The 12,518-nt window shown below is 60.0% G+C and carries 10 protein-coding genes; 3 read left to right on the forward strand and 7 right to left on the reverse strand.

The annotated features are described in order from the left end of the window. Nucleotides 1-2: 2 nt before the first annotated feature. The gene (locus tag N6L25_RS08480; RefSeq protein WP_271979388.1) at nt 3-1,574 is read left to right on the forward strand and encodes an ATP-binding protein; all 1,572 of its coding nucleotides are present in this window, start codon (nt 3-5) and stop codon (nt 1,572-1,574) included. A 155-nt stretch (nt 1,575-1,729) separates the two neighbouring features. Here the strand turns inward: N6L25_RS08480 and glpD are convergent, their stop codons facing one another. Continuing rightward, nucleotides 1,730-3,310, reverse strand: coding sequence for a glycerol-3-phosphate dehydrogenase (gene glpD, locus N6L25_RS08485; protein WP_271979389.1), 1,581 nt, complete (start codon nt 3,308-3,310; stop codon nt 1,730-1,732). Nucleotides 3,311-3,410: 100 nt separating this feature from the next. Next, complete coding sequence (locus tag N6L25_RS08490) at nt 3,411-4,187, reverse strand: DeoR/GlpR family DNA-binding transcription regulator (protein ID WP_271979390.1); 777 nt, start codon at nt 4,185-4,187, stop codon at nt 3,411-3,413. Between the two features lie 169 nt (nt 4,188-4,356). Here N6L25_RS08490 and glpK point away from each other — a divergent pair, with 169 nt between their 5' ends. Further along, a complete protein-coding gene (gene glpK / locus N6L25_RS08495) occupies nt 4,357-5,838 on the forward strand; it encodes a glycerol kinase GlpK (protein ID WP_271979391.1) in 1,482 nt (493 codons plus the stop codon). A gap of 44 nt (nt 5,839-5,882) precedes the next feature. On the opposite strand, the gene N6L25_RS08500 is transcribed toward glpK, so the two are convergent. Both N6L25_RS08500 and argF read right to left on the reverse strand, forming a co-directional pair. Continuing rightward, nucleotides 5,883-6,953 (reverse strand): ABC transporter ATP-binding protein, encoded by a 1,071-nt coding sequence (locus tag N6L25_RS08500; RefSeq protein WP_271979392.1) that lies wholly within the window; start codon nt 6,951-6,953, stop codon nt 5,883-5,885. Nucleotides 6,954-6,960: 7 nt separating this feature from the next. Then, on the reverse strand, nt 6,961-7,875 hold the full coding sequence (argF, locus tag N6L25_RS08505; RefSeq protein ID WP_271979393.1) for an ornithine carbamoyltransferase: 915 nt from the start codon (nt 7,873-7,875) through the stop codon (nt 6,961-6,963). 411 nt (nt 7,876-8,286) lie between these two features. On the opposite strand from argF, the gene grxD reads away from it, so the two are divergent. Continuing rightward, complete coding sequence (grxD, locus tag N6L25_RS08510) at nt 8,287-8,613, forward strand: Grx4 family monothiol glutaredoxin (protein WP_271979394.1); 327 nt, start codon at nt 8,287-8,289, stop codon at nt 8,611-8,613. A gap of 27 nt (nt 8,614-8,640) precedes the next feature. Here the strand turns inward: grxD and N6L25_RS08515 are convergent, their stop codons facing one another. From N6L25_RS08515 to N6L25_RS08525, 3 genes are all read right to left on the reverse strand, one after another. Further along, nucleotides 8,641-9,396: an energy transducer TonB family protein gene (locus N6L25_RS08515; RefSeq protein WP_271979395.1), complete on the reverse strand. Its 756-nt coding sequence runs from the start codon at nt 9,394-9,396 to the stop codon at nt 8,641-8,643. A gap of 54 nt (nt 9,397-9,450) precedes the next feature. Beyond that, nucleotides 9,451-11,661 (reverse strand): DUF1631 domain-containing protein, encoded by a 2,211-nt coding sequence (locus N6L25_RS08520; protein WP_271979396.1) that lies wholly within the window; start codon nt 11,659-11,661, stop codon nt 9,451-9,453. A gap of 218 nt (nt 11,662-11,879) precedes the next feature. Continuing rightward, a complete protein-coding gene (locus tag N6L25_RS08525; protein ID WP_271979397.1) occupies nt 11,880-12,482 on the reverse strand; it encodes a Yip1 family protein in 603 nt (200 codons plus the stop codon). Between the last annotated feature and the right edge of the window lie 36 nt (nt 12,483-12,518).

The following is a 12,518-nucleotide window of genomic DNA, read 5'->3' on the forward strand; positions in this document are numbered from 1 at the left end:
TCATGCCCCTGAAGCTGTTCCTGAAGCTGTACCTGCGCCTGATCGGGCTGACAACCGTGGTCTTGTTGTTGTGCTTTTCCCTGTTCTGGGGCAGCAATGCCGTTCGCCTGCAGGCTTGGCACGAACAGTACCCGGCGCCCTTGATGCGATGGTTGGCATCAATACCTGAGCCACTGGTCCAGTATCCTTGGTTGGCAGAGTTGTCTGATGTACGCCGGCTTGCGCCTGTCGATCTGGTGGCGGGCCCGGTCACGCGGGAGCGCCTGGACTACGGCCAGGTGGTGGCTGACGCGACCAGCCTGGGTTGGCGGGTGATGGTGGTCGATAGCCAGGGGCGTGTGCTGGAGGCTAATTTTCGGGATACCTACAAACAGGTCGCCGAAGCGATTGCCTATGTTTCCCTGTTTCATCTCAACGAAACCCTACCGGATGAGCGGGATACGCTCATGGCCCAGTTGTCCGAGGCCCTCGGAGTTGTCCTAACCCCGTTGATCCGTGGCAGCGTGCCCGACACCAGCGTGCTGGAGCAGGTGACCCAGCGCCATGTGGCTTTGTATCGGGGCGACGAGGCGGATACCACCAAGGTGCTGATCCGCTTGCAGGACGGCACCTTGTTGGGCATGACACCGCCCTCTGCTTTCAATCCTTGGCACTGGTCAGTCATCCTGCTGCTGGCGGTGGTGGCCGCCAGCGTGCTGGCTGCAGCGCTGTATCTGTTATTGCGGGGCGTCGATCACAACCTGCGGGCGGTAGAGTCGGTCGCGGTGCGCATTGCCCGGGGAGAGATGGGGGCGCGAGTGGAGGCCGGGGACAGCACCTTGGTGTCACGGCTTGCCGGAGCCTTTAACGGCATGGCGGAGCAGATCCAGAGGCTGGTGGGGGTGCAGCGGGAAATGATCCATGCGGTGTCTCATGAATTGCGCACCCCGGTGGCGCGGATTCGCTTCGGCGTGCAGATGCTGGAGGGTAGCAATAGCCCGGAGGCGCTGCAGAAACAGTTGGATGGCATTGATGGCGATATCCAGGAGCTCGACGAGCTGATCGATGAAATCCTGACCTATGCCCGGTTGGAGCAGGGTGGGCCGGTGTTCTCCCTGGTGGAGGCATCGGTGACGGACATTGTGCGGCAGGTGGTGGGCGAGCAGCAGTTGGTCCGCCCGGACACCGTCATTGAGGCGGATATCAGCGATGACTGCGAACGCTGGGCGATGTCCGACGTTGAGCCTCGCTACCTTCATCGCGCCGTCCAGAATCTGGTGGGCAATGCTGCCCGTTACGCCAGTACCAGGGTCCGGGTTCGCTGCCAACTCGATGAGGACAACTGTCGGGTGGATGTGGAGGATGACGGCTCAGGCATTCCGGAGGAAGACTGGGAGAAGGTGTTTACCGCTTTTGCCCGTCTCGACGACAGCCGGACCCGAACCTCGGGTGGTTACGGGTTGGGCTTGTCCATCGTCAGGCGGATTTTGTACTGGCACGGCGGCCAGGCTTTCGTCAGTCGCAGTGAGGACCTGGGTGGTGCCCGCTTCAGTCTGGTCTGGCCCCGCAAGGCGCCTCTTGAGGGCGCCCTCTAAGGGCTCGGAAATGTGACGTATGTACCGCTAGGTGACCCAATGTAACAAAGTAACACCTAATGCTCACTGAGCCGTGGGGGCTCAATGAGCATACTGTACGGGTAAGGGATGACTTTTGAGGTTGTAGTTCTTACGAACTTTCCTTGTTTCATTCGTCATTTGAGGGCCGGAATTTCCGGCCCTTTTTTTTGTCCGCATTGTCCGTTCTCGGCCTCCAACCACAGTTTCAGGTTTTCCACCTGCTCCGGCTCCAGTTGCAGGCCCAGCTTGCTGCGCCGCCATAACACGTCGTCGGTGGTGCGTGCCCATTCCTGTTCCACCAGATACCTTGTCTCGCACTCGTACAGGGTGCTGCCAAAGTGTTGTCCCATCTCAGCGGTGGATTGCCGCTCGCCAAGAAAGCGAATCGCCAGCAGGCCATAGCTGCGGCTGAAGCGATTCAGCATCTCGGGTGGTAGCTGTGGGTACAGGCTGGTGAGGCACTCCAGGATTGCCCTGCGGTTGTTCAGCTGACGCGTGGCACCCGGCAATGGCATCGAGCCGGTGAAGGCGGGCCCCATCGTCGGGAACCAGGCCCGCAGACGCTCCACTGCGGCTTCCGCCAGTTTTCGGTAGGTTGTGATCTTGCCGCCAAAGACGCTCAGCAGCGGAGCTTGGGAGGCGTCGCCTTGCAGTTCGAGCGTATAGTCGCGGGTGATCGCCGACGGATCGCTGGATTCGTCATCGAGCAGGGGCCGTACGCCGGAGTAACTGTGCACGACATCGTCCCGGGACAGCTGGCTGATGAAGTGCTCATTGACCACAGTGAGCAGATAGTCGACCTCGTCGTCATCTATAGCGACGTCCGCCGGATTGCCCTGGTATTCCTTGTCGGTGGTGCCGATGAGGCTGAACCTTTCTTCATAAGGCAGCACGAATACGATTCGGCGATCCGTATTTTGCAGGATGTAGGCCTCTTCACTGTCGACCAGTCGCGGCACGATGATATGGCTGCCCTTGATCAGCCTGACGCCATGGGGTGACGGTCGATCCAGGGCCTGGTCGAAGATCTGTGCCGCCCACGGGCCGCTGGCATTGACCAGTGCCTTGGCGTAAACGGTGTTGAGTTCGCCGGTGCGGGTGTCCTTCAGCTCGACCGCCCACAGTGCCTGATCTTTCAATTGCCGTGCCTTCACGCACCGAGTGTATGGCGCAACCCGGGCGCCATAGTTGCGGGCGGCCTGGGCGTTGGCAATCACCAGTCGGGCGTCATCGACCCAGCAGTCGGAATAGCTGTAGCCCTTCTTGATGGCGGGGTTAAGTGGGCCCGATCCGTTGAAGCGCACTCGCCGCGCCGGCGGCAGGGTTTCCCGAGGCGCCAGGTGGTCGTATAGGAACAGGCCGCAGCGAATCATCCATCCCGGACGCAGGTGGCGTCGATGGGGCAGGGTGAAGCGCATCGGGCGGACCAGGTGAGGGGCGATTTTCAGCAGGACCTCCCGTTCAGCCAAAGCTTCCCGCACCAAGCGGAATTCGTAGTGTTCGAGGTAACGCAGTCCGCCATGCACCAGCTTGCTGCTGGCGGAGGAAGTGGCGGAGCCAAGATCGCTCTGCTCGCACAGCATGACGTTGAGGCCGCGTCCGGCGGCATCGGCCGCGATGCCGGTACCGTTAATGCCGCCGCCAATGATCAGGAGGTCGTAGGTGCTTGATACCTGGTAGGAAGTGGTCTTGTTCCGGTTGTCCTGAATGCCCATTTTAGCGCCCGAATGTTCAAAAATGAAAATGATATAGGGCGATATTAGCGAAAAGTCGCAGTGGAAACCAAGATAAATTTTCACCTTCGAACATTTGTGCTCAGAAAGTCTCTGATTCCGGTGCAATAATCAGTTTTACGCCGGAATCCTTGATGCAGGCGCTCAGCCGCTTGTTCGGTTGCAAGTCGGTGAACAGGTGTGTTGCCTGGGATATGTGGCCAAGGCGAATCATGGCGTTGCGGCCGAACTTGGTGTGGTCCGCGGCCAGGAAGACCTGGCGGCTGTGTTCGATGATGGCCTGGGCGACGCGAACTTCCTGGTAGTCGAAATCCAGCAGGTCGCCGTCGTTGTCGATGCCGCTGATGCCGATAACCGCAATATCCACCTTGAACTGGCGGATGAATTCCTGGGTGGCTTCGCCGATGATGCCGCCGTCCCGGTTGCGCACCATGCCGCCGGCAATGATGACGGTAAAGTCGTCCTTGCTGCACAGAATGCTGGCAACATGGAGGTTGTTGGTGATCACGGTCAGTCCGGATTTGCCGAGTAGGGCCTTGGCAATGGTTTCGGTGGTGGTGCCAATGTTAATGAACAGGGAGCTGTTGTCCGGTACCTGTTCGGCAATGGCTTCGGCAATGCGCTGTTTTTCGTCCAGGTTGCGGATACGGCGCTCGGCATAGGCGAGGTTGGTGGTGCTGGCGGGGAGTCCGGCGCCGCCATGATAGCGCCTTAGCCGGCCGGCGTCGTCCAGGGTGTTGATGTCCCGGCGAATGGTCTGGGGAGTAACGTTAAAGTGCTCTGCCAGAGTCTCCACCGTCATAAAGCCACGGTCGCTGACCAGTTCGACGATGTTTTCGTGGCGTGCGTTGATGGTCATGGATTGGGTCTCGTTGGGTGACGCAGATGCTGCATGTGGGTTTTCGAATGGCGATGAGTTCATTATAATTTTCGTTTACGAAAATCCAACTATAAGCTCGCCGCTTTGTGGGCCTGTTTCGATCGCCCGCCGCCAAGCGGTATTCACGTGACGTAAAAGGACACTCAGGATGCCAACCTATCTGCTGGCCATTGACCAGGGCACGACCAGTTCCCGGGCCATCGTTTTTACCCAACAGGGCGAAATTGTCGCCGTCGCCCAGCAGGAGTTTCAGCAGCACTTCCCCCGAGACGGCTGGGTCGAGCACGACGCGATGGAGATCTGGGAGAGCTCGTTGCAGGTGTGTCGGGATGCGGTTCGCCAGGCCAGCATTGAGGCGAAAGAGATCGCCGGGATTGGTATCACCAATCAGCGGGAAACGACCATCATCTGGGATCGTGCCACCGGCCAGCCGATTCATCGCGCCATCGTCTGGCAGGATCGGCGTACCGCCGCCATCTGTGCCCAGCTACGCAGTAAAGGGCACGAGAGCCTGGTAGTGGAGCGGACGGGGCTGTTGATCGACCCCTACTTTTCTGCCACCAAGGTTGCCTGGATACTGGACGAAGTGGAAGGCGCGAGGGCTCGGGCCGAGGCCGGTGAGCTGGCCTTTGGGACAGTGGATACCTGGTTGCTGTGGCAGCTCACCGATGGCCGGTCCCACTTGACCGATGCCAGTAACGCCTCGCGCACGGCGTTGTTTAACATTCATAGCCAGGATTGGGACAGCGATCTGCTTGATCTGTTCAGGGTGCCCCGGGCGATTCTGCCGGAGGTGAAGGATTCCGCCGCGGAGTTTGGCACCGTTTCCGCTCACATCCTGGGTGCGCCGGTACGGGTGGCGGGCATCGCCGGGGACCAGCAGGCGGCTCTGGTGGGACAGGCCTGTTTTCAGAGCGGTATGGCCAAGAGCACCTATGGCACCGGCTGCTTTCTCATGCTGAACACCGGCAGTGAGGCCCTGCGATCAGAGAACCGATTGCTGACCACGGTGGGTTACCGGCTGGAGGGACAGGTCAGTTACGCCGTGGAGGGCAGCATTTTTGTGGCCGGAGCCGCCATGCAGTGGTTGCGGGATGGGCTCAAGCTGATTGGCCATGCCCGCGAGTCCACCGCCCTCGCCGAGACGGTTGGGGTGGAGAACTCGGTGTACATGGTGCCGGCGTTCACCGGCCTGGGGGCTCCGCACTGGGACCCGGATGCCCGTGGCGCGCTGTTCGGGCTGACTCGGGATACCGGCATTGCCGAAATTGTCACCGCGGGTCTGCAGTCGGTGTGTTATCAAACCAAGGATCTGATTCGGGCGATCCAGAACGACGGCGCCCGGCTCCAGGAGTTGCGGGTAGACGGCGGCATGGCGGTGAACGACTGGGTGATGCAGTTCCTGGCAGACATTCTCAATGTGCCGGTGGATCGTCCCCGGGTTACCGAAACCACCGCCCTGGGTGCGGCCTACTTGGCGGGTTTGCAGGTAGGGGTCTACCAAGGCTTGGACGATATCGCCACTATGTGGGAGCGCGAACGCCGGTTTGAGCCCGACATGGCACCGGGCCTGCGGGAATCCCTCTACGCTGGCTGGGAGGATGCGATAGAGCGCATCTGCCATAAGTGAGCGGCGCGGCCACCGCTCGCCCCCTGCCGGCGGGGGCGGGTGGCTCAGCCCCGTTCAAAGGCGATGAGGTGATCCGCCTCGACCCTGACCGGGACCGTTTCACCGAGTTGGAAGTCCAGGTGGCTGCGGAACAGCGCCTCGAACTCCGTGTCGTTCGACAATTTGAACCGGTACAGGGTGGACGTGCCGGCGAAGGTTTTTTCCACCACCTTGGGCTTTAGCGATGATTCGGCGTCGAAAACGATGTCGTCAGGGCGGATGAGCACATCGACCTGGGTGCCGGCTGGCCATTTGTAGGCCCGGTTGCCGCGAATAATCCCCAGTTCCGATTCAATCGCATCCGGCCCCAGTGCCTTGCCGGGTATGAAGCCGCCCTGGCCGATAAAACCTGCCACAAATCGATTGACCGGTTCGTGGTAGAGGTTGTACGGCTCATCCCACTGCTGGATGCTGCCGGCGCGCAGCACCGCAATCTGGTCGCACATGGCAAAGGCTTCCTGCTGGTCGTGGGTGACCAGCAACGCGCTGATGCCGAGGGATTTGAGAATCTCACGCACGTCCAGACTGAGCCGTCGGCGCAGGTCGGCGTCCAGGTTGGAGAACGGTTCATCCAGCAGAATCAGGGTCGGTTCCGGGGCCAGGGCCCGGGCCAGTGCCACCCGCTGCTGCTGACCGCCCGAGAGCTCGTGGGGATAGCTTTGGGCCAGGTCCTTGAGGTGCACCAGATCCAGCAGCTCCGCCACCTTGCGCTGACGTTGTGCCCGTGAGCTGTGCCTCAGGCCAAAGCTGATATTGCCGGCGACAGTCAGGTGGGGGAAGAGGGCGTAGTCCTGAAACACCATGCCGATTTTTCGCTGCTCCGGCGCCACCGTACGCCCCGGCAGGCTGATGGCCCGGGATTGCAGACGGACTTCGCCGGCGGTCAGCGGCAGGAAGCCGGCCAGGGCACGCAGGATCGTGCTCTTGCCGCAGCCGCTGGGGCCGAGCAGGCAGCCAATGTCACCATGGCCGAGGGCGAAATGGATGTTGTTGACCACCGTTGCACCGTTGTAGCCACAGGCGAGGTTGTTAACCTCCAGCAGCCAGTCGGATGGGCTTGCGCCGCCACTGCTCATGGTCTATTCAGTCCAGTTGGCCGAGGATCAGGAACTCCAGCAGTGCTTTCTGAGCGTGCAGGCGGTTCTCAGCCTCGTCCCACACCACAGAGCTGCTGTGTTCCAGCATGTCCGCTGAAATCTCTTCCCCTCGGTGGGCGGGCAAACAGTGCATGAACAGCGCATCCTTGTCGGCCAATTGCATCAGTTTCGGGTTGATCTGGTAATCCTTGAAATCGGATTCCCGCGTCTGCTGTTCCTCTTCCTGGCCCATGGAGGCCCACACATCGGTGACCAGCAGATTGGCACCGCGAGCTGCCTCGTCGGGATCGGCAATCACGGTAACCCGGTTGCCAGCCTTGTCCAGCAGGGCCTTGGCGGGCTCATAGCCGGCCGGGCAGGCAATCCGTAGGTTAAAGTCGAACTGCATGGCGGCATTGATATAGGAGTTGCACATGTTGTTGCCGTCGCCGACCCAGGTTACGGTTGCACCCTGGATGCTGCCGCGGTGCTCGCGATAGGTCTGCATGTCTGCCAGCAGCTGACACGGATGGAAGTCGTCTGTAAGGGCGTTGATCACGGGAGCCTTGGAGGCGTCGGCAAAACTGGTGACCTTGTTGTGTGCGAAGGTGCGGATCATCACCGCGTCCACCATGCTGGAGATGACAATGGCGGAGTCTTCGATGGGCTCTCCCCGGCCCAGTTGGGTGTCGCGGGGCGAGAGGAACATGGCGGAGCCGCCCAGCTGAGCCATTCCTGCCTCGAAGGACACCCGGGTACGGGTTGAGGACTTCTCGAATATCATCGCCAGCACGCGGTTTTTCAGGGAATCGCGTAGTTTTCCGGCCCGCCACTCCTGCTTCAGGCTGCTGGCGTGCGCCAGGAGCTGGTTCAGCTCGTCGGGGGTCATGTCATTGAGTGTCAGGAAATGTCTTACTGCCATGTTCACGGCCTTTGTCTGATCCTTAAGAAGCGGAAACCAAGAGAGAAAGCAATTCGAAGCCGACCCGAACCGAACCATGTCCCGCCGCGACTCCGAAAGAGCGGAGCGCGGAACTGGCAGGAAGCTTCGCGGGAATTGCGTGACGTGCCCGACGACAGGCGAAAGGCCAAGTCTAGCGGGTCAGCCCGGTGATGACAATGTCGTGCGCTTGGGGTGGGGCGCGCGGAGAGGATTCGGAGTTATACGGACGCGCTCTTGGTGCGGGATTGGCAGGGTGTGTACAATAGGCTGAAATGTTCCCTGCACTGGGGCTGTCGTAAATCGCGAGTGCCTGTACCACCGGTGGGGCACTCTCTATGCCGCTGCGCAGCCTGCTGTGACGGTCTGGATTCAACGAAGAGGTAAGCGTTCATGGATATTAACGAAACTATCAAGAGTCAGTTGGAAGAGAACCCTGTCATTATTTACATGAAGGGTACTCCGCAGTCTCCCCAGTGTGGCTTTTCCGCCAGGACAGTCCAGGCGCTGATGGCCTGCGGAGAGCGGTTCGCGTTCGTAAATATCCTGGACAATCAGGAACTGCGTGAGGCGCTGAAGGTTTATTCCAGCTGGCCCACCTATCCTCAGCTGTACATCGGCGGTGAGCTGGTTGGCGGTTGTGATATTGTGCTTGAGCTGTCCGAGAGCGGAGAGCTGACGGAAATGGTCAAGGCTGCCGCTAAGCAGGCCGAGGCCTGATACCTATCTGAGCCGGCCGGCGCCGGCTTATAACCGTTCCGGGGAGAATACGATTTCAACCCGGAACCGGTTGCCTTCCTTGTTGCCCTCCGGTGGTGCCGGATAGGGACTCGCGCTCAGCGCGCCCTGGTATGCCGCCCGATCGATGATCGGATTGCCCGACGAGCGAACCACCGAAGCCCCAATCAGCGCACCATTATTCATCAGCATTAATTCGATCTGCACCGGTGCCGGCTGACGGCGGGCGAGTGTCGCCGCCAAGGCATGGGCGAACTGGCTGCGGGCGTGCTCGGCGATACGAACGGCCAATGCGGTCAGGTAGGGCGATGTTGGCGCAGGCTCGCTAAGCTGCGTCACGACATCGAGTTGTTCCGTTGCGGTTTCAATGGGTTCGTCCTGTGCTGCCTTATCGGCTGGCGCCGGGGTGCTGGTGCTCATCGGAGCCGTTTGCGGCGGTTTGGTGGGTGCAGGCGCTGGTGGTTCCGGATCGGCAACCCTCTGGCTGGCCGGTCTGCTCGGTACCGCCAAGGTGGACGGTGTGGGCGCCGGCAGGGCGGCAGGACGGTGCGGCACGGCTTCGGTTGGCGGGGGTGTCGGCAGACTCTCGCGACTGCCGGGCTGCGCCAGCGAGATTTTAATAACGCCTTGGTCTGGCCGGTCATCGGGGAGATTGATGAATGGCAGGAACGCCACTACCAGGGTGTGCAGCGTCAGCGCGACGGACAAGGCCAGCAGCAGCCGGTACTTCGCCGGAAAGGCGTTGCGGCGTCCGGTGTCTAACATGAAAAACGGGCGACTCCTGGTTACAGCGGCCGGTTGGCTCGGGCAGGTGCGGGATTAACCCGCCGCCTTGCCCTTGAGTGTGCTGACGACGGCATCCAGTGCCCGGTCGATCAACGCGCCCTGCTCCAGGACGGTCAGGCGGCCCCGGCGCATCTCATGCGCGAGTTCGGTGCGCTTTTTCTCGATGACCTTGAGGCCCATGCGATTGACGAATACAAAGCAGTCGGCTTCCTCGATGACGGCGGTCAGTTTGCAGCGGAAGCTGGCGCCGTTGACCAAACCAAATTCGACCCAGGTGCCGATGTCGATGGCATCCACCTTCTCGATGAACTCGGCAATGGCCGCATCTTCAAGCTCCTGCTGCCGCTCAATGGCGCTTGGGTGTTGTGGCTCGGGCGGTTGTTCCGGCTCCGGCCCTTTGGCCGTCTCCCGGGCCTCTGCCAGGGCGTGGGTGCGAAAGGCCTCGGTCAATTCGTGCTTGAGGTCGCTCATCATGCCATCGAGCTTGCTGGAATTGTACGAGACTTCCTCCAGGCCGGCACGAAGGGATTTCAGCAGTCCGGGGACAACCCGTACCCATTGATCACGGGCCTCATCCTCCAGGTGGGGGTGCAGGCACCAGATCAGATCGTCCACCACGCGTACCGCGCTGTTCCAGCGGTTTTCCACATCGTTGCGTAGATAGGCCAGGAACATGACCCGACTCCAGCCGTTCGCCAGAATGTCATGAACGGCATCCGAGATGGTGTGCTGCGACAGTTTTTCCTGCAGCAGCTTGTCGACGGTTTCCTGGGCTTTTTGCGACTTGATGCGGCCCCGCTCGGATTCCCGGGTTCGCTGTTCCACCAGAGATGCCCGGCGGTTCTCCCGCGCCAGGAACTGTTCAAACTCGTCACCAAGTTGCTCGAACAGCGAGATGTCGCCGTCAAATTCCTCAAGAATGCGCAGCACGATGGTGTGGATCTGGTTATAGAGCTTGTCGCGGGTCTTCTCGTCACTTTCGCTCCAGCCGATACCGGCACGGGCGAGGGAGTTCAGCAACCGGCGGGCGGGGTGGGCCGCCTTGCTGAAGAAAGATTTGTCCTTGATGACCACCTTGAGCATGGGGATTTGCAGGCGGCTGATCAGAACCTGGATCGGGGCTGAAAGGTTGTAGTCGTCGAGGATGAACTCGAACAACATGGATATCAGGTTGATCAGGTCCTCGTCCGCTTCGTTCAAGGCGGGTTTCTTGCCGTCCGAGGTTTCGGTGCTGCGCAACAGACTTTCGACGACCTGGTGCAGGTCGAGCACCAGCGGCTTGCCATCGCTGAGATCGCCGGAGGGCGCATCCTGAGGGATCTGTGGCAAAGACGCCAGCAAATGCATCAGCTCCGGGCCGCCCACCACATGAATATTGGGGTCGGCCGCTCGGGGGTGGTGGCCGCTAACCTGCCGCTGACGGTTGAGCAGTTGGCGAATCTGCTCAAACAACGCTTCGTTCTCAGGGCTGCTGTCGGCAGCTTGCGTGGCGGTCTGCGGCGTGGATTGAGTCTCTCCTGACGGTGCGCTGGCTTTTTCGTTGGTTTTGCCGTGATAGCGAAAATTGGGAATGATGCCCGCCTGGATCAGGATTCGGTTGGCTTCGTCCAGCAGCATGCCCAGATTGGAGACGACATAGCGATCAAACTGCTTGAGAACGATGAGGCGTTCGCGTATCTGGATCTCAAGTGCTTGCGTGGCCTCAACAAATGCCGAGCAGAGGTGTTCCGGGGCGAGCGGATTGACCGGGGTATCCTCGCTGGCATCGGGATAGATCACCGAAAACCGGGTTTGCAGCTGAATGAGAGGGCCCTGAAAGTGCGCACGGGATTTGGTGACCATGGCGTTCAGCGCGACCTGTTCTTCGAGGTCGTCGTCCTGAACCAGGGTTAGGTTGTCTAGCGTGGCTTTTTCTGTGGCTGGTTCCGCGGACGCGGCGCTGCCGGCCCGGGGAGGGTGGTCAAATAACTCATTCACCGAGATCTGGAATTGCCGTTCAATGCCCCTGCGCTTGATTCGGATCTCGCGCATGGCTTCAAAGTAGCGATTCTGTTCGTTATTGCTGCGCGCGTTATTGGCCAGCTCGAATAACGAATCGTCAACAGCATCAAAAGCCCCTTGCAATAAATCGCATAGCCCGGCGGTGACGGTGTCACGAATCCGTACCACTTCCAGTGGAAGTTTTGATTTACTGCCGGCATCCCTGTGCTCACGGAGATAATGTATGCCGGACTGCTTTTTCATGGCTGACTCCTGTTACGCCTCAACCGGATACATGACCGAGCTACACTGCTTCTATTATGATTATGCGCGTAATTTACCGTAATTCCTTGCAAGGTAAAATGACCAATTGGTTATTGCCTGCTCAGGCGGTTCCCGCGGGATCGGCAACTTACCCTATTCCCCGGATCCCGCCCGGGGGAACACTGCCCTCTATACCAGTCTCGTCAACATGGGCTCCGTCAACTGGTGTAGACGGGGCCAATGCCCATGCTCCAGATAACAACACTGATCGCCAACAAGGCGACCAGCATCACCAGGCCCACGGTCAGAACCGACGACGCAAACATGAAACCTCGCTCCGCCGGAATCTTCATCAGGATGGGCAGCCCCTCATAAAGCAGGTAGACGGAATAAGCAATGGCAATCAGGCCGACCAGCATGTTCACCCAGATGTTCGGGTAGGCGGCAATGACGCCCAGCAAGAACACCGGGGTTGCGGTATAGGCTGCTAGTGTGACTCCGTGTGGTTGCTTCTCCCTGACTTCATACGTGGCAGCAAAAAAGTCAATGAACCGGCCGATGATGTAGATGCCGGCCAGCATGGCGGCATAAAACAGCACGCACAGCTGCAATGCGCTGCTCGTGGTCAATCGGATAACCTGACCATCTCCGATTTGCCAGCCTACCTGGGTGCTGCCGTAGTACCCTGCCGCGGCTGGTATCAGGGCGAGTAAGAATATGTGCCCAAAATAAAGCTTACTGACTGATTCTGAATCTTTTCTGATGGCTTCCCACTCCTGATCCGGGTGGGTGAGCAGACCAATAGTATGCCCCAGACTCATGGCTCGCACTCCTGTTTTTATTATGCACGACTGCCA

Source organism: Marinobacter sp. SS21, from assembly GCF_028369065.1.
In the GTDB taxonomy this organism is placed as follows: domain Bacteria; phylum Pseudomonadota; class Gammaproteobacteria; order Pseudomonadales; family Oleiphilaceae; genus Marinobacter.

Excerpts from the sequence above, each read along its gene's own strand:
- N6L25_RS08480 (WP_271979388.1), top strand. The coding sequence starts at position 3 with ATGCCCCTGAAGCTGTTCCTGAAGCTGTACCTGCGCCTGATCGGGCTG.
- glpD (WP_271979389.1), bottom strand. The coding sequence starts at position 3,310 with ATGGGCATTCAGGACAACCGGAACAAGACCACTTCCTACCAGGTATCA.
- N6L25_RS08490 (WP_271979390.1), bottom strand. The coding sequence starts at position 4,187 with ATGACCATCAACGCACGCCACGAAAACATCGTCGAACTGGTCAGCGAC.
- glpK (WP_271979391.1), top strand. The coding sequence starts at position 4,357 with ATGCCAACCTATCTGCTGGCCATTGACCAGGGCACGACCAGTTCCCGG.
- N6L25_RS08500 (WP_271979392.1), bottom strand. The coding sequence starts at position 6,953 with ATGAGCAGTGGCGGCGCAAGCCCATCCGACTGGCTGCTGGAGGTTAAC.
- argF (WP_271979393.1), bottom strand. The coding sequence starts at position 7,875 with ATGGCAGTAAGACATTTCCTGACACTCAATGACATGACCCCCGACGAG.
- grxD (WP_271979394.1), top strand. The coding sequence starts at position 8,287 with ATGGATATTAACGAAACTATCAAGAGTCAGTTGGAAGAGAACCCTGTC.
- N6L25_RS08515 (WP_271979395.1), bottom strand. The coding sequence starts at position 9,396 with ATGTTAGACACCGGACGCCGCAACGCCTTTCCGGCGAAGTACCGGCTG.
- N6L25_RS08520 (WP_271979396.1), bottom strand. The coding sequence starts at position 11,661 with ATGAAAAAGCAGTCCGGCATACATTATCTCCGTGAGCACAGGGATGCC.
- N6L25_RS08525 (WP_271979397.1), bottom strand. The coding sequence starts at position 12,482 with ATGAGTCTGGGGCATACTATTGGTCTGCTCACCCACCCGGATCAGGAG.